12 protein-coding genes, 16 tRNA genes and 2 rRNA genes are annotated in these 17123 nt (G+C 47.8%); 2 read left to right on the top strand and 28 right to left on the bottom strand.

Annotated features, from left to right (window positions below; genetic code table 11):
• Positions 1–78: 78 nt before the first annotated feature.
• The 18 genes from glmS to M3650_RS24195 all read right to left on the bottom strand — a co-directional run bounded on the left by glmS (position 79) and on the right by M3650_RS24195 (position 14316).
• The gene (gene glmS / locus M3650_RS24280; RefSeq protein ID WP_251578549.1) at positions 79–1914 is read right to left on the bottom strand and encodes a glutamine--fructose-6-phosphate transaminase (isomerizing); all 1836 of its coding nucleotides are present in this window, start codon (positions 1912–1914) and stop codon (positions 79–81) included.
• 268 nt (positions 1915–2182) lie between these two features.
• Complete coding sequence (locus tag M3650_RS24275) at positions 2183–2368, bottom strand: hypothetical protein (RefSeq protein ID WP_157259379.1); 186 nt, start codon at positions 2366–2368, stop codon at positions 2183–2185.
• Positions 2369–2802: 434 nt separating this feature from the next.
• Positions 2803–4146: a phosphoglucosamine mutase gene (gene glmM, locus M3650_RS24270; protein WP_251578547.1), complete on the bottom strand. Its 1344-nt coding sequence runs from the start codon at positions 4144–4146 to the stop codon at positions 2803–2805.
• A gap of 78 nt (positions 4147–4224) precedes the next feature.
• Positions 4225–5652: a CdaR family protein gene (locus M3650_RS24265; RefSeq protein WP_251578545.1), complete on the bottom strand. Its 1428-nt coding sequence runs from the start codon at positions 5650–5652 to the stop codon at positions 4225–4227.
• On the bottom strand, positions 5645–6469 hold the full coding sequence (gene cdaA / locus M3650_RS24260) for a diadenylate cyclase CdaA (protein ID WP_019419002.1): 825 nt from the start codon (positions 6467–6469) through the stop codon (positions 5645–5647). The genes M3650_RS24265 and cdaA overlap by 8 nt, the downstream gene beginning before the upstream one ends.
• A 298-nt stretch (positions 6470–6767) precedes the next feature.
• Entirely contained in the window at positions 6768–7385 is a 618-nt protein-coding gene (locus tag M3650_RS24255) for a zf-HC2 domain-containing protein (protein ID WP_026010823.1), read from the bottom strand.
• A 218-nt stretch (positions 7386–7603) separates the two neighbouring features.
• The gene (sigW, locus tag M3650_RS24250; RefSeq protein WP_019419004.1) at positions 7604–8170 is read right to left on the bottom strand and encodes an RNA polymerase sigma factor SigW; all 567 of its coding nucleotides are present in this window, start codon (positions 8168–8170) and stop codon (positions 7604–7606) included.
• 282 nt (positions 8171–8452) lie between these two features.
• The gene (ppc, locus tag M3650_RS24245; RefSeq protein WP_251578543.1) at positions 8453–11245 is read right to left on the bottom strand and encodes a phosphoenolpyruvate carboxylase; all 2793 of its coding nucleotides are present in this window, start codon (positions 11243–11245) and stop codon (positions 8453–8455) included.
• A 367-nt stretch (positions 11246–11612) separates the two neighbouring features.
• A tRNA-Gly gene (locus M3650_RS24240) sits at positions 11613–11686 on the bottom strand.
• Between the two features lie 7 nt (positions 11687–11693).
• Positions 11694–11770: transfer RNA gene (locus M3650_RS24235), tRNA-Pro, on the bottom strand.
• 18 nt (positions 11771–11788) lie between these two features.
• Positions 11789–11865 (bottom strand) — tRNA-Arg (locus M3650_RS24230).
• A 7-nt stretch (positions 11866–11872) separates the two neighbouring features.
• Positions 11873–11947 (bottom strand) — tRNA-Gly (locus tag M3650_RS24225).
• Between the two features lie 716 nt (positions 11948–12663).
• Positions 12664–12737, bottom strand: a tRNA-Gly gene (locus M3650_RS24220).
• Between the two features lie 7 nt (positions 12738–12744).
• A tRNA-Pro gene (locus tag M3650_RS24215) sits at positions 12745–12821 on the bottom strand.
• A gap of 16 nt (positions 12822–12837) precedes the next feature.
• A tRNA-Arg gene (locus M3650_RS24210) sits at positions 12838–12914 on the bottom strand.
• Between the two features lie 6 nt (positions 12915–12920).
• Positions 12921–12995: transfer RNA gene (locus M3650_RS24205), tRNA-Gly, on the bottom strand.
• Positions 12996–13219: 224 nt separating this feature from the next.
• Positions 13220–13456 carry a (2Fe-2S)-binding protein gene (locus M3650_RS24200; protein ID WP_251578541.1) on the bottom strand — a complete coding sequence of 79 codons (237 nt, stop codon included), beginning with the start codon at positions 13454–13456 and terminating at the stop codon, positions 13220–13222.
• A 215-nt stretch (positions 13457–13671) separates the two neighbouring features.
• Positions 13672–14316: a LysE family translocator gene (locus tag M3650_RS24195; RefSeq protein ID WP_251578539.1), complete on the bottom strand. Its 645-nt coding sequence runs from the start codon at positions 14314–14316 to the stop codon at positions 13672–13674.
• A 635-nt stretch (positions 14317–14951) separates the two neighbouring features.
• On the opposite strand from M3650_RS24195, the gene M3650_RS24190 reads away from it, so the two are divergent.
• Complete coding sequence (locus M3650_RS24190; RefSeq protein ID WP_251578537.1) at positions 14952–15389, top strand: hypothetical protein; 438 nt, start codon at positions 14952–14954, stop codon at positions 15387–15389.
• Positions 15390–15674: 285 nt separating this feature from the next.
• A complete protein-coding gene (locus tag M3650_RS32750) occupies positions 15675–15959 on the top strand; it encodes a tyrosine-type recombinase/integrase (protein WP_369011146.1) in 285 nt (94 codons plus the stop codon).
• Positions 15960–16082: 123 nt separating this feature from the next.
• Here M3650_RS32750 and M3650_RS24180 read toward each other — a convergent pair.
• The 10 genes from M3650_RS24180 to M3650_RS24135 form a co-directional block, all read right to left on the bottom strand.
• Positions 16083–16167, bottom strand: a tRNA-Leu gene (locus M3650_RS24180).
• A gap of 9 nt (positions 16168–16176) precedes the next feature.
• Positions 16177–16252: transfer RNA gene (locus M3650_RS24175), tRNA-Lys, on the bottom strand.
• A 7-nt stretch (positions 16253–16259) separates the two neighbouring features.
• Positions 16260–16334, bottom strand: a tRNA-Gln gene (locus M3650_RS24170).
• Between the two features lie 14 nt (positions 16335–16348).
• Positions 16349–16424, bottom strand: a tRNA-Thr gene (locus M3650_RS24165).
• 6 nt (positions 16425–16430) lie between these two features.
• Positions 16431–16506: transfer RNA gene (locus M3650_RS24160), tRNA-Val, on the bottom strand.
• 4 nt (positions 16507–16510) lie between these two features.
• A tRNA-Glu gene (locus M3650_RS24155) sits at positions 16511–16585 on the bottom strand.
• A 42-nt stretch (positions 16586–16627) separates the two neighbouring features.
• A tRNA-Thr gene (locus tag M3650_RS24150) sits at positions 16628–16703 on the bottom strand.
• A 5-nt stretch (positions 16704–16708) separates the two neighbouring features.
• Positions 16709–16784 (bottom strand) — tRNA-Asn (locus M3650_RS24145).
• A 46-nt stretch (positions 16785–16830) separates the two neighbouring features.
• Positions 16831–16947 (bottom strand): 5S ribosomal RNA (gene rrf / locus M3650_RS24140).
• Positions 16948–17015: 68 nt separating this feature from the next.
• Positions 17016–17123, bottom strand: a 23S ribosomal RNA gene (locus tag M3650_RS24135); the annotation flags it as partial.

Below are 17123 nucleotides of genomic sequence, written 5' to 3'. Positions count from 1 at the left end.
TTTTACTGGTTCATGACATCTTTTACTGGTTCACGACTTTTTTATCATCTGACAAATCAAAACAACATCCTACAACTTTTACTCCACCGTCACGCTCTTCGCCAGGTTGCGCGGCTTATCGACGTCATTGCCGCGAGCCAAGCTCGCGTAATACGCAATGAGTTGCATTGGCACGACCGAGAGCGCTGGAGCAAGCCGCGGCAGCGTCGTCGGCAGGACGAACATGCCGTCAACCGCCTTTTGCACCGCAGTAGCGTTCGCTTCGTCGGTAATCGCATAGACGACCCCGCCGCGCGCCTTTACTTCCTTAATGTTGCTCACCATCTTCTCCACCAGCGCAGACTGGGTAATCAGCGCCACAACCGGTATGCCCTCCTCAATCAGCGCAAGCGTACCGTGCTTCAATTCACCTGCAGCATATGCCTCTGAATGAATGTAGGAGATTTCTTTCAGCTTCAACGAGCCTTCCAAGGCGACCGCATAGTCGAGGCCCCGACCGATAAAGAACATATGGTCGTGCTGCGCCATTTCTTCCGCCACCCGCTTCAGCTCGTCAGCCTGCTCCAAGATGCGTTCCACCTGCTCCGGCAAAGCTTCCATCGCCGCCAGCTGCTCCTGAATCCAAGCCCCTTCCTTTGTGCCTAACGACTCAGCCATGTACAGGCTGAGCAGCATGAACGCAACCAGCTGCGACGTATACGCCTTCGTCGAAGCGACGGCAATCTCCGGGCCTGCCCAGGTGACGATCGTATCATCCGCTTCACGGGCGACCGAGCTGCCGACCACGTTCGTGATGGCCAATACCGTTGCGCCGCATCGCTTTGCTTCCCGGAGCGCCGCGAGCGTGTCCGCCGTCTCACCGGATTGGCTGACGACGATGACGAGCGTCTCTGGCGTAATAATCGGGGACCGATAGCGGTACTCCGACGCGACATCTGTTTCCACCGGAAGACCTGCGCACTGCTCAATGAGCGTCCGTCCGACAAGTCCCGCATGGTAGGCCGTACCGCAAGCGACAATATGCACGTTGCGGATGGCCCGCAATTTCGATGCCGTCACATGCTTCAATTCCGGCAGCTTGATTCCACTGCGTTCTTCCTTGATTCTACCGCGCATCGTGTCGCGATACGCTTTGGGCTGCTCATGAATTTCTTTGAGCATGAAATGGTCGTAACCGCCTTTTTCTGCAGTCAGCGCGTCCCAATCGACAACAATCATTTCCCGAGAAATAAAATTCCCCTCTAGCGTCATCAATTCGACAGCGTCCTTAGTTAGGACCGCCATTTCTCCGTCATTGAGAATGTACACTCGACGCGTATATTGCAAAATAGCCGGTATATCCGATCCAATAAAATTCTCTCCATCACCAATACCGATAACGAGCGGACTGGCGAATCGGACTGCAACCAGCTTCTCCGGTTCATATTCGGTCAGCACGGCCAAGGCAAAGGCTCCGCGCATATGCGACGTTGCCCGCTGTACCGCCTTCACGATGTCTCCATCATATTCTCTCGCAATCAGATGGGAAATCACTTCCGTATCCGTCTCCGACACAAAGGTATACCCGGCCTCGATAAGCTCCTCTTTCAGTTCCATATAGTTCTCGACGATACCGTTATGGACGACAGAGAACTTCATGGCCTCATCCGTGTGCGGATGCGAGTTCACATCCGACGGCTTCCCGTGCGTAGCCCAACGCGTATGACCGATGCCTACTGTTCCTTGCAGCGGTTCATCCTCCAGGCGCGAAGCAAGCACTGCCAAGCGGCCCTGGGCTTTGCTGACCTGCAAGCCTTGTGGCGTAAACACGGCAATGCCTGCGGAATCATAACCCCGATATTCCAGTTTGCTTAATCCGTCCAACAGCACTGCTTGAGAATCCCTTGTTCCGATATATCCGACAATACCACACATAATCCATATACCTCCGTCATGCTGCGTTCTGGACGAACGTGCACACAGAAGTCATGCTGCTGGCCATACAGGCGTATGCATTCAATGATTTATAAGGTTAAAGATAACACCGCAACATCCTGCCCATGGAAAACGTCAAGAGGAGATTACACACTCCGTACGTCTTGCAAGCACAACAGCAATATAGGATAAGGATCCCTTGAACTCTGTGCGCTCCGTCCATCCATGAGGCAGCCCATTTTTTTATATTAAACGTTCATCATATTCACTAATTGATTTCACATTCACCTTCGCAAGCAGGCGTTGTGCGACAAGTCGCCTCGTCGTTTTCCGCTCTGCCATTACGGTGCCGGTGACACACCGGGAGGTCCCCGCCGATAATTTCGAACACCTCCACCTCGTCCACTTGCTGCAGATGTCGAATCTGCCATCCAAGTGCTGGCGCTTTTAACACAGTTCCCGCTTTATTTTACGTCCTGCCTCTATCCTCACTCTCTATTCTGAAATGAAACTTGCACGATTAGACACGTTACTTCACGCAGCGAAATTCAAAAGAAAAATGCTGCACCGAGTCTAGCTCCAATGACACGCCGGCTTCTTGCATGAGCTATGGAAGTTCGACAGTCTTCTCATCGCTCCGTCTCAGAGGAACATGCTTATTATTATATGCATTTCGGTTTTTGTTGGCAATGGGTACACAATAATAGGAAAAAAGCCGCCTTTCTGACAGCATGATAAAACCTCTAACGAGGCCTCTCGAAGATGATCGACCGCGTTTAAAGCCAGGCTTTATCGGCATAAGGAATGTTTGATTTCGCTCTATCGCTTCACAGAACGTAAACATTCCTTAATGGTCAGAAAAGCAGCTTGATTCCTTCGTTTACAATATTAGCTCAATTCCTTCTGCACAACGTCAGCAATGCGCTTTACATATGCTTCGATGACATCTGCATCTGGGCCTTCCGCCATGACGCGAATAAGCGACTCCGTACCGGACGGACGCACAAGAACGCGCCCGTTATCACCGAGCTCCTGCTCCACAGAGGCAATGACTTCTTCAATTACAGCATTGTCTTTGTACTTGCTCTTATCCCCGACACGCACATTGACGAGTACTTGCGGATACTTGCGCATAAGCGACTTCGCTTCACCCAAAGTCTTACCGCTGTTGATTAACGTATCGACAAGCTGGATGCCCGTCAGCATTCCGTCTCCAGTCGTATTATGCTCAAGGAAGATGACATGTCCAGACTGTTCTCCACCAAGATTGTATCCGCCACGTCTCATTTCTTCCATGACATAACGGTCACCGACCGCGGTCTTGGCAGTGTTCAAGTCTAGCTTCTCTGCCGCCTTGAAGAAGCCGATGTTGCTCATCACCGTCGTTACGACTGTATCGCCCTTCAACAGGCCGGTACGTTTCATTTCGTGTCCACAAATGAGCAGAATGAAGTCTCCGTCCACTTCTTCCCCATGCTCATCAATCGCAATCAACCGATCGGCATCGCCATCGAACGCAAGTCCGAGATGCGCCCCTTGACGCACAACCTCTTCCTTCAACTGCTCCGGATGCGTTGATCCACAATCCGCGTTAATATTCAATCCAGTAGGTTCCGCCCCGATAGCAATGACCTCTGCACCGAGTTCCTGGAACAAACGTGGAGCCAGCTCATATGCCGCCCCATTCGCGCAATCAAGCACGATGCGCAGGCCTTCGAAACGGTTCAATACGGTGGATTTCAAGTACTCCACATAGCGCCATTTCGCTTCCGTATCCGTAGTGACAGTACCAAGGCCTTCACCAATTGGACGTGGCAGCTCATCCGTCTCCGCATCCATTAGACGCTCGATTTCAAGCTCCGTCTCATCCAGCAGCTTGAAGCCGTCAGCTCCGAAAAATTTGATGCCGTTGTCTTCTACCGGATTGTGAGAAGCGGAAATCATAACCCCCGCATCCGCGCCCAATACCCGCGTCAAATATGCCACAGCAGGAGTCGAAACGACACCAAGCTGCACGACATCCGCCCCGATAGACAACAGGCCTGCCGTCAAAGATGATTCAAGCATACGTCCGGATACGCGCGTATCCATCCCAATCAGCACCTTCGGCTTGCCTGAAGCTTCGCCGGTCAGCACATATCCGCCGCAGCGGCCAATCTTAAATGCGAGTTCCGCGGTCAATTCTTGATTCGCAATTCCACGTACCCCATCTGTTCCGAAATATTTCCCCATCGTCTTTTCTCCTAACCTCAATTTAATGCGTGTTTTCAAGAAGATCTATTTAGGTGTCCCGATATTTTATGCATTTCGTCATGATGATTGATCATTTTCGGAAATCGAATCAGGAGAGGTGTCGTTCGTCTCCGTCGAAGTTCCTGCGTCCTCCTGTACGGCCGGCTTATGCTCCTCTTGTCCCGTCTCACTCTGGCTTCCCTCTGAATTGCCGGCATCCCCTCCCGCGGGAGGGGTCGGTTTCGTATCGGGCTCTGTCGTTACGGGCGTACTATGATCCTGGATTATAATCGTCACCGTAAGCGGTATATTGTCCGCACGTCGAACAAATCTTGGAAGATTGACTTGAAGATTCACCGTATGCTTGCCCGGAGGCAAATCATTTACGTTCGCAATTAATTGAATATCTCCGGCCTTCAGTTCATCAACTAGGCTCGGTGCGCCGACAACTGTGACATCCATCTTGCGGGTAGCCGGTTCCGCAACCGTCGTCTCTAGCCGGTCATTCTCCCCTGTTAATATGATAGGCACTCCGGAAATTACTCTTTGCTTCACGCTCGAAATTTGTAAGTCGACGGTAATATCACTCGGTTCTATTTTCTCAATGTTCGACGGAGGCGTCAATCTCACATTTAATTTATATACACCCTCGGCCTTAATCTGACGCAGATCGACCTGTACACCATCGAAGAATTCAAATTGATCCAGCGCTTCCTGTGGACCGTATAACGTAATCTGGTTCACATCAGGCGTAAGGGTCGATACGGCCAAGCCATCCGGCAATTGACCCGTCAAATTCACCTGCAGTGGCACGCTCTTGAACGGCTTCGTGATCGGTATTTCGACCTCTACCACGGAAGGCGTCATAACCGCGTCCTGAATCTCCTGACCTTTGGAATTATATGCAGTCAGCTTGACCCGCTTCAACATAACGGACTCATTTGCCTTATCAATGTTGACCATAGCCGTCACCGATTTCACTTCAGCCATACGGGATGCAGGAAGCGTCACATGCACCCGGTTCGACGGGCTGACAATTGGCGTTCCGGCTTTGTAGCCTGCTGCCGCTATGCCTTCCGTCTTCACCCGCACTTCAAATTCCTTCGTCTGCACATCCTCCAGATCGACCGTTACGCTCGACGGCAGCATGGAGACAAGCTCGATTCCTTGAGGGAATTCATGGTGAAGCGGAATGACATGTCTCCCTGTACCATACCCGGTCAAATCCAAAGTCACTTTATAATCTTCCGGCAAAGCGGCCGCAATGGTCGTTCGTTTCCCGCGAACTTGAATGCGCACCGTTTCTGGCTTCATTGATTTAATGACCTGCTGCTGCGTATCCAGTCCTATCGTCCGTACCTGAACGCTGTCAATCCATCGTGACTCCATCAACGGTGGCGTCGTTACAGCCGTAGAATCATCCTTATGTACTACGGCGAAGAGCAAAATACCCAGTACTAGCGCTATCACCTTCGCTGCATTGTTATTCATTAGCCACTTATCCATGATGCTCACCTTTTCGCTTCCAGAACAACCGGCGTTCTTTCTTCGTCTTTGGCTTCAATTCCTCGAATAGCTTGGAAATAAGCGATTCCTCTTTAATGTCTCGTACTACTTGTCCATTCATCGCTAAAGACACCTGCCCGGTCTCCTCCGAGACGACGACAGAAATAGCATCGCATACCTCGCTAATCCCGATGGCAGCGCGGTGTCGTGTTCCCAGTTCCTTGCTGATAAAAGGATTCTCCGACAATGGCAAATAACAGGCGGCTGCTGCGATATGACCTCCGCGTACAATAACCGCCCCATCATGCAGCGGGGTGTTCGGGACAAATAGGTTAATCAGTAGCTCCGAGCTAATGCGCGATTCCATCGCAATGCCCGATTCGGTATATTCATTAAGTCCCGTCGTGCGCTCGAATACGATCAGCGCTCCGATTTTTCGACGCGACATATAATTAACGGATTTAATTAACTCGCCGATGACTCTTGCGGTTTCATCCTCTTCTGCAATCAGACGGCCGCCGAAGAACTTGCCTCGGCCTAATTGTTCCAATGCCCGCCGCAGCTCAGGTTGAAAAATAATGACAACCGCAAGCACACCGAACGTAAACATCTGATTCATCAACCATTTCAACGTATACAAATCAAACCACGTACTAATGGCCCATGTGATGACGAGGATAAAAACCCCTTTCAGCAACTGTACGGCACGGGTTCCGCGGATGAGAACGAGTAACTTATAAATAATGAAGCTGACGATTAGAATATCGATAATATCTTTAATCGTGTCTTTCCACGTCATATCCGTAAAATAATTCATGCAGGTACCCCCGGCAATTCCCTGATAAGATCCTGATAAGAACATCTTTCTCTCTACGTACTAACTATATACTTTTCGATGAGTTGACGCAAAACTCCTTTTCATATGAGAAAACCTCTATCGAGGCCTCTCGAAGATGAGCGGCCGCGTTTAGAGGTAGGTTTTATCGCCATACGAAATGTTTGATTGCGCTTTATCTCTTCACAAAACTTAAACATTCCTTAATGGTAAAAAAACTCTCCTACATTTATCGCAGGAGAGTTGTGGTACGATACGAATGATTTGCACACTCGCCCGGTTATGGCAATGAAGGCCCTGAACCGAACAGATTCGTAATCTGGTACCAAATCCAGCCTAATGCTTCGTCGATTTGATGAACCGAGCCCGAAATGTTCGCCGTAGATGCTTGGAACACTTTGCCGTCAATGACCGTTACATCACCCTGTACTTGACCATATACCTCGGCCATTCCATTGTGAATCGTCAAATCACCGGCAACCACTTTGTCTGAGGGAACAATAACTTTGTTATTCTCGATAACAACACCGTCCAAGTGTGCTCCTTTGACCATAAGCTGTTTATCTGCATTCCACATGCTAAGCGCACTTGTCATCATGACCAATACAAAGACGGCTGCGACTGTGATAGCCGGGTGTCGCTTCACCCACACCAATAAAGCACTTTGCTGCCTTGGCTTCGGAATGACACTCATAATTCGATCGGTTAAATCATCCGATGTCGGCTGCAAACGATGATTGAATCCGTACAGCAGGCGGTCCGCCTCTTCTAATTGACGAAAACGCTCACGGCAAGCCGGGCATTCAAGCATATGCGCTTTGAGTTCTTTCGCACATTCTCGGTCCAAATCGTCATCTAGTAAGTCGTGCATTAATGAGACGGCTTGTTTGCAATCCATTTGAGCCAATCCTTTCATGGAGTTTCCAAATAGAAACGGCTGTACCACCGTTAATTGCAAGGGCGGAATGTATGTGCAGGATGAAGCTCGTTCATCCAAAGTAACCCGCATGCTCCGCTCTTGTCCGGTTCCATGCGTAGGACGCACGTTATGCCGGTTTGATATACGATACGACTTGAGATCAAAATAGTTTCAAACTTTTAACCTGCTATTATTTGTCAGATTTTCCGTTCGAGCTTTTTGCGGAGAAATTCACGTCCCCGATGGACCCTCGTCTTAATCGTCGTGACAGGCATATCCAGCACGTCGCTAATCTCTTGCAAGGACATATCCTGCAAGTAGCGAAGTATCATCACCGTCTTATACTTGGCTGGCAGACTGTTAATAGCCTCATGCACCATACGCTGTGTTTCGCTCACAATCAAATACGACTCCGGTGTCCGGTCGTCGCTCGGAATCATCGCGTAGCCGTCAATGCCTTCTTGTTCAGTCATCTCCGCATCCAAAGAATAGCTTGGCTTACGCTTGCGCAGACGGTCGATGCATAAGTTCGTCCCGATACGATATATCCAGGTCGAGAACTTCTGATTATCATCATACCGATCCAGATTGCGGTATACTCGCAAAAAGGTATCTTGAACTACGTCTTCCGCTTCATGCCGATTGCTCAGCATGCGGTAGGCGAGGTGAAATATTTTATCTTTATATAGTTCGACAATCTCGGCAAACGCCCGCGTATCCCCTTTTCGAGCCAATCTCACGAGCCGTTTTTCTAACGTATCCAACGGTCTCCCTCCATCCTCACTGCTCGTTACGCCGATGTCTTCTACAATCATTGAGGTACAATGACAATGCCGGACATCGTAAGCAGGAATCCGAACCTTGGAGCACCGTCATCTGTACTCATCCCATCCACTTCTGCTCGGTTCCTGGTCATCGCTGCACCAGTCGTTCCTATGCATAAACACAGGAAAAGTCGAGCCTTGATTGCTCAAGACTCGACTGCATCGTCGCTACTTCGTGCTCCAGTCGAATCGATGATTAGCCACTGCACATGCCCGTCATCATCAACCCGTGTTTCGAAGTCCTGCTGCAATGCCGTTAATTGTCAATAACACTTCCCGCAGCAAAATCGGATCGTCTTCCTCAGCTTCACGCAATTCACGCAGTTCGGCCAGCAGTTGAACTTGCATATAGCTCAGCGGGTCCACATACGGGTTGCGCAAGCGAATCGACTCCTGAATGACGGGAACGTTATCTAGAATTTCTTCTTGTCCGGTGATTTGCAGAATCAAATCAGTCGTTAATTTATGTTCTTCTTCAATTGCTGTAAAGATACGCTCCCGGATCGTTTCATCTTTAATCATATTGGCATATTCTTTCGCAATGACCAAGTCTGCCTTGGCGAGCGCCATTTGCAAGCTGTCGATCATTGACTGGAAGAAGGAATAATGTTGGTACATGTCCCGCATAATCTCCATATTCTCTTCTTTGCCTTGATAAAAACTTTGCAATCCAGTCCCTGCCGCATACCATGCCGGAAGGAGATAACGGCTCTGCGTCCACGCAAACACCCATGGAATAGCACGCAAATCTTCGAAACGATCGCTGTTCTTCCGCTTCGATGGTCTGGAACCAATGTTTAGCTCCCCAACTTCAGGAAGCGGCGTCGATTCTTTGAAGTAAGTCAGGAAGCCCGGATCGCGGAAAATTAAATCCTGATACTTTGTCAAAGAAGCTTGCGAGATATTCTCCATTAGTTCTTTCCATTTGGACTCATACAAATCCGAATGCGGCGTACGTGCCAGCATAGCCGCTTGAATGAGCGCAGAGGTAGCTTGCTCCAAGCTGCGGTAAGCAATGCCCTGCATCGAATACCGCGAGGACAATACTTCCCCTTGCTCCGTTATCTTAATGCCACCGCCAATCGTATGAGGCGGTTGAGCCATAATACTTCGGTTGAGCGGCATTCCTCCGCGTCCTAAGGCACCTCCGCGACCATGGAAGAACTTGAGCTTCACATCATAGTTCTGAGCCATTGCGGTTAATTCCTTAAGCGCTACGCGCAGCTCCCAGTTCGCGGTGAACGCGCCGCCATCCTTGTTGCTATCTGAATAACCTAGCATAATTTCCTGCATGTCATTCATGGCGCTGACGGCACTGCGATAAATCGGAAGATCGAACAACGTCTTCATAATGCCAGGCGCATCATGCAAATCCTCAATGGTCTCAAAGAGAGGCACCGCTTGAAGTGTGCAATGGATAGCGCCGTTCGCCTCTTGACGGAACAAGCCGACTTCTTTCGCCAACAGCATGACTTCAAGGACATCGCTTGCCGCTTCCGCCATACTGATAAGGTAGCTCGTGATGCACTTGACCCCGAATTCCTTCTGTGCCTCATAAATCGTAACATATACGTTCAGGCACTCCGTCGTGGAATCGCTATATTGAATATAAGGCGAAATCAGAGGACGCGGGTCGTTCAGCAAACGGTTCAGCAGTTCAATCTTGTCTTCTTCGCTTAGTTGGCTGTAGTCCTCGACAATATTCATATTCGCCAATATTTCCGTCATTGCATTCTCATGTTCCTTGCTATGCTGACGGACATCGAGCGTTGCCATATGGAAGCCGAACAGCTCCACTTGGCGAATCAGTTTACTCACATTTGTATCAGCTACATAATCTGCAAAATGGTGACGCAAGCTGCGGTCAATAATTTTCAAATCTTCCACAAATTCCATCGGCATACGGTAACGCTGCAAGGTGTCTTTCGTGGACTCGTCGGAGATGTTATTCAACTTCTCCAACATATAGGTCAACTTGATACGATATGGTTCTTTTTCATTGTTCCAGAATGGAACGTATTTCAACGTTACGTTCTCCCGATCCTTCGCAATCGAGCTTAACAGCTCATCAGATACTTGAACGATGCTTGTGCTAAAGCTTAATGTGCGGAACAATTCTCTTAATCGTTCTTCATATTTGCGAATGGCCAGGCCGCGGTGCATCGTTAATGTCTCCCATGTGACGGAAGACGTAACCGATGGGTTGCCGTCCCGGTCCCCGCCAATCCATGAACCGAATCGGAGGTAAGTCGGAACGTGCCATGCTTGGGTTGGATAATATTTATCAAGGCAACGCTCTAGCTCTTGATACACGTCAGGTAGAACATTGAACAATGTTTCATGAAAATAGTACAGACCGTTGCGTACTTCATCCAATACGGTAGGTTTACGATCGCGCAATTCATCCGTCTGCCACAGCGTAATGACTTCATTGAGCAGCTTATCGCGCAATTGCTCCCGTTCACGGTAGGTGAGTGTCGGATTATCTAATAGCATGACGTCTTCGGCGATGCGTTTGTGAATATCGAGAATCGCACGACGCATCGCTTCAGTCGGATGAGCCGTAATGACGAGTTCCAAAGAAATGCTTTCAAGAATTTCTTGCAACTCATTTTCCGAAACTTTCCGCTCTTTCAACTCCAGAATGACACCCTCAATGGAGCCCGGCTGTACCGTCTCCCCGGCAGAGCGCTCGTAATCACGTTTGCGTCGAATCCGATGATTCTGTTCCGCAATGTTTACCAGCTGAAAATAGATAGCGAATGCACGAATCACTTGATGTCGAATTTCAGGGTTCAACGTATTGATCAGCTTTTTGAACTCTTCGTATAATTCAGGCAAAAATAAAGCACGTAATGATTTGCTTAATTCCCGAATTTTCTCCACAATGTTCAGCAGTTCATGACCGCCTTGATGGACGAGTACTTCGCCAAGGATATTTCCCAGAAAACGAACGTCCCGCCGCAACAAGTTATTTGAATTGGTTTTGTTTGCGGTTAACGTATGGTCAGTCATTCGTCTCCCCCTATCTCTGCATATTCAGTTCGCACTGAATTGGGCTTTCCTAACATCATACTACAAAATCAGACTAAAATCTTTACTTTTACATGAAAAAATCGTACATTCGTTCTGTATCCCCTTACATTAGTTCGGATTTACATATACAAAAAAAGACCTTTCAGTGAAGGTCTTTATGTACGTTATGGCATGTTTATGCATTTTAATCTGAATGGAGCGGGTGATGGGAATACTCAACACCTCTGATTCAGAGCGAGTCTTCGACTCGTCTTAGAGGAAGTGTTGACGCGCGTCCTACTCTGCATTGCTGCGAAGATGTCACGGACGGTCGAACCCATGGTTCGCTTCCGGCTAAAGATGTGTATGGAGCGGGTGATGGGAATCGAACCCACGCTACCAGCTTGGAAGGCTGGAGTTCTACCATTGAACTACACCCGCGTATGAATGGTCGGGACGACACGATTTGAACATGCGACCCCTTGGTCCCAAACCAAGTGCTCTACCAAGCTGAGCTACGTCCCGATCGCTTTATTTAAAAAATGGCGCGCCCTGAGAGATTCGAACTCCCGGCCTTTTGATTCGTAGTCAAACGCTCTATCCAGCTGAGCTAAGGGCGCATATTTCTGGAGCGGACAACGGGATTCGAACCCGCGACCCTTGCCTTGGCAAGGCGATACTCTACCACTGAGCTATGTCCGCATTTCCGTAACATAAACATATTACCACATTGTTCGATACATTTCAACATTTTCTTTACACAAGCTTTACTGCCAGGAGATGCCCCTCCGCTTCCCGTTAGGACCCCGCCTCAAAAGATAGGTTTCTATTGGCTAATGCTGTCCCCTTTCATTTTCCCTACTGCTAAAAAGCTAACTCAGAATGGGAACGTTTTTCCATGTGATGAATATAAGAACTACCACGACCACTTCTCGCATCTGGTGATGAATCCTTAGTTTCAGACACATCAACCGCAGCTTGACCAAGTTGATGTACCTCACACCTTAACGGCCCGCAACAACCTCTAATATAGCTTCTGAACTAACGGGATAGCGGCTTAATGTGCTGCAAAAGTGTACAGTTACCGACACGTCACTTCTGATTCCACTTATTCTTTTTCTCAAGAATATAATCGTCATGGTACATGGCATGCATCATGCTTCTGCCGATTCTGAACCAAAGGAATAGTGAAGCTAAGCACTTAATTGGAAATGCTACGGGTCATAACAAGCTAAACATCCCGTCGCTTGCTCTCGTGTGCCACCAATATCGGCATCTCTCATAGCGATCCCGGACGCGCGCCCTACTTTTCTTATCCATCGATGTCTTCACGGACGGCCGAATCTCTCGTTGGTTCTCTCCCCCACATCCGCACCACATCAAAAAAACCACCTATTAGGTGGTTATCTTGTTAATTATGGAGCGGGTGATGGGAATCGAACCCACGCTACCAGCTTGGAAGGCTGGAGTTCTACCATTGAACTACACCCGCGTATAAATGGTCGGGACGACACGATTTGAACATGCGACCCCTTGGTCCCAAACCAAGTGCTCTACCAAGCTGAGCTACGTCCCGATCGCTTATTTAAAAATGGCACGCCCTGAGAGATTCGAACTCCCGGCCTTTTGATTCGTAGTCAAACGCTCTATCCAGCTGAGCTAAGGGCGCATATTCTGGAGCGGACAACGGGATTCGAACCCGCGACCCTCGCCTTGGCAAGGCGATACTCTACCACTGAGCTATGTCCGCGCATATCGCTGCAATCACGTTTTTAGAAGCGACAAGTATTAATATATCATAATACCGAATCAATTGCAACACTTTATTCCGTACTTCTTAATGACATTAAATGCCTTGTCAAATAATTCTTTCGCTCATCTTATGCAATAGTGCACAATTAATTAAATCCAAACAAAGAAGCGACAAGTAATAATATATCACAATATCGAGTGAAATGCAACACATTTTATTTATTAGTTCATTTTGGCACAAATATGTTGTTTAAATATCTCTTCTCGTTCTTCTTCCGTCACATGTGGACACGTTGTGCAATTCATCTGGCGAGGAACCCGGAATTTAAGACAGCACACTTCGTGTACACGCACTTGTTCCGCTGTCCGTAGCGGATGTTCCTTTATTTCGTAGCGAAACGCCAGCGGATTGGCTGCTAAATTGCCGTATAAGGCGCCAGGCTCCTCTTGCACCACCACGTTCTATCTGACTCCATTAGACGCTTCTAAAGGTCGTTCTTTGCCTCACTAGCCTACTTATCATACTAACTTATCAGCAGGTTCGACACGTTCCCCCATAACGCTGTTCCCACTTCATACACCGAGACTACCTGTACGTTAGATAATGTGGATACTTTGTGTATATGAAAAGCAGTTGCGACTTTTATCCACAATTGATTGCAAGTGGACTCAAATTAAGGCCGCTGCTCCAACGCCACTTTAAGGCCAAATCCAATCAGCACTACTCCTGTTACTCGTTCAATTGTTTTATGGACGGAGGGCTTCTGCAGCCAACTGCGAAACGCATGAATAAAATAGACGAATATGAGCAACCACACAATTAATAAAAAGGCATAAATAAGTCCCATGGTCAGGTACTGAGTAAAGGAAGCACTGTCCGCACGAACGAATTGAGGCAAAAAGGTAAGAAAAAACAAAGCGACTTTCGGATTTAGTACATTCGTCAATACGCCTTGGGAAAAACACTTTATAACCGAGCTTCCGTCCACTGGAACGTCTGCATCTTCCACAGAAGGCTGTGCAGCTTTTCCCGAGCTTGAGCCCTTTGATAGGAGTGAACTGATGCCTAAGTATATCAAGTAAACAGCCCCGGCCCATTTAACCGTCTCATACAACACCGCGGATTGAGCCAACAATACGGACAACCCCAAAGCTGCTGCACAGGTATGAATAATAATGCCGGCGGCGGTCCCTGCCGCGGTTGCGATTCCCTCGCGCTTCCCGTGAACAATCGTGCTTTTCGTGACCAATGCTGTATCAGCACCCGGCGTTAAAATAAGAGCGACAGACATCATTAAAAACATGGTGAATTGTTCCAATAGCGAAACCTCCCTAAACGAATAAAACAACTGAGACGGATTGCTTAAAGGACTCTGTCAGCAATATGCCAATAAAGTCCTTAATTGATTCCTTTTCAATATTATCTTTTAGATACTACCACATATTCCCTTGAAATTGTTATAGCTCAATATTACCATTGCCATTACTCAGTTACAATTACTCCTTAGGCGTTTATCATCTCAGAAAAGCAAAAAAACCTTGTATCCCAAAGGGTTTAATGATAATGGTGCGCGTGGAGGGACTTGAACCCCCACGTCGTTAAACGCTAGATCCTAAGTCTAGGAGATGTGTTTCACTCGTTTTGCCTAAGTCTTGAATACATAAGGGTTTGTCGGTCATCCACAGGGTTTTGTTTCCCTCTGTTTTACCCTGTTCGTTAACAAGTCCGTTAACAAATCCGTTAGCATGGTTAGCAACTCATTACGTCAGTTAAATCGTGTTTCTTCCTATTATAATGTATGTTACAAACTTGTACCTAATTAATGCCAACAAGTAAAGCCTCGAATAGTTCGGGTCTTCGTCACAGATGGGACTCATGTACAAAACAATTTGATGGTTATATATGGTATATTAGGGATGTACACCATTACTATACATTTCCAAGGAGGTTACTATGAAAAAATCGTTAGTCGTCATTTCAACAGTGCTGATGTTATCAACATTTACCGGTTTTGCTTCTGCTGCGCCTGATTCAACTAGAATTGCACCAACTCAATCAGAAACTCTTTCAATCGAAACCAACTACGAAGAAGGAGATGTTCATCACGTTGGGTACGATTCCTTCCAGAGCTCATTTACTGCAAACATCCATGCTGGAAGATTTATGGACCTTTATGTAAAAAACGATGGTCCAGGAACAGTGTACATGACGTTAATGAAAGATGGAAGAACTTATGCGGCAGACATTCCGATACCTTCAGGCCAACAAAAAATAGAGACAGTTGGGGTCTTTGGCGGCATTATTAATGAAAAATGGGAAGTATCCATTAATTCTAAAGATGGCCATAATATGGACTTCCAGTTTAAGATAAGACAATATAGAAACAAATGATCAAAAAAAAGCCTCGGACTAATTGATATTATCCCCTTTAAGTAGACAGTGTGTAAAAAGCCCACTATGGTTTACTTGGAGGGGATTTTTCATGGGCGAAATGATGCTATATAAGTTGAACGAAAGAAGATAGCATTCAAAGTAGAACGCATAGGCCAGCCACGAGGATCTTCTGGAAGAAAAGTTTCAGCCGTATAGTGTTCGTCTTCTTGGCAAACGATTCGTCCCGTCTCATAGTCAACCGTCGCGAGTAGCTTGACCCCGCGATGCTTGCCCGTGGTTGGAATGATTTGTTGCTTCCCGCGAAGAAACCAACGACCTTCTCAATTGAGACACAATTATGAAAAGATTATCAAATCGTGTGGGCTACCGTACATTTGTTTCCACGATCTGCGCCACTCATTTGCAACAAACCTATGGGAACTTGGATTCGACCTCAAGGACATCCAGGAACTCCTTGGTCACTCAAGCGTAGCAATAACCAGTGACATATATACGCACATGCGAGAAGAGAAGAAGAAGTCAGTAATGGAACGGTACAGCGAAGCATTAAACAAGTCAAAGGAATAATACAAAACCTGTGGATAACTACATGTCGGTTAGCAAGCCTGTTAGCAGCATGGGGGGAGTTAGATAAAATAAACTTCCCTTAGAAAAACAAAAAACCCTTGTATCCCAAGGGTTTAATGATAATGGTGCGCGTGGAGGGACTTGAACCCCCACGTCGTTAAACGCTAGATCCTAAGTCTAGTGCGTCTGCCAATTCCGCCACACGCGCACAATTAACTGGTGAGCCATGAAGGACTCGAACCTTCGACACCCTGATTAAAAGTCAGGTGCTCTACCAACTGAGCTAATGGCTCTTATAAATGGCTGGGGATATAGGATTCGAACCTATGGATGACGGAGTCAAAGTCCGTTGCCTTACCGCTTGGCTAATCCCCACTATAAATTGTAAATGGTGCCGGCGATAGGAGTCGAACCCACGACCTACTGATTACAAGTCAGCCGCTCTACCAACTGAGCTACACCGGCATGTTATGGTGGACGCTGACGGGATCGAACCGCCGACCCTCTGCTTGTAAGGCAGATGCTCTCCCAGCTGAGCTAAGCGTCCAAAATGGTGACCCGTAGGGGATTCGAACCCCTGTTACCTCCGTGAAAGGGAGGTGTCTTAACCCCTTGACCAACGGGCCTTAGTCATAATACATAATAATTGCTTCTGTGCAAGTAAGTAGTGGAGCTCTCAACCGGGATCGAACCGGTGACCTCATCCTTACCATGGATGCACTCTACCGACTGAGCTATGAGAGCAAAAGTGGCTCCCCGAACAGGACTCGAACCTGTGACAACTCGGTTAACAGCCGAGTGCTCTACCAACTGAGCTATCAGGGAATATTGTGGACTCTCACAGGACCCGCCTGAAGAGTCCTAACAATCTGCTTGGCAACGTCCTACTCTCCCGGGACCCTGCGGTCCAAGTACCATCGGCGCTGGAGGGCTTAACGGTCGTGTTCGGGATGGGTACGCGTGGAACCCCTCCGCTATCGCCACCAAACAGATTTACAAGGTTTTGCACCTTGAAAACTGAACGCGAAAGTTTCATTTGCTTCGAATCATATTGCTTAGGATAAGCCCTCGACCGATTAGTATTCGTCAGCTCCACACATTGCTGTGCTTCCACCCCGAACCTATCTACCTCGTCGTCTTCAAGGGGTCTTACTAAATTGGGAA

The sequence above is a fragment of the Paenibacillus sp. MER TA 81-3 genome (assembly GCF_023713585.1).
Classification (GTDB): Bacteria; Bacillota; Bacilli; order Paenibacillales; family Paenibacillaceae; genus Paenibacillus_B; species Paenibacillus_B profundus.
This window is presented reverse-complemented; position numbering and strand designations above follow the sequence as displayed.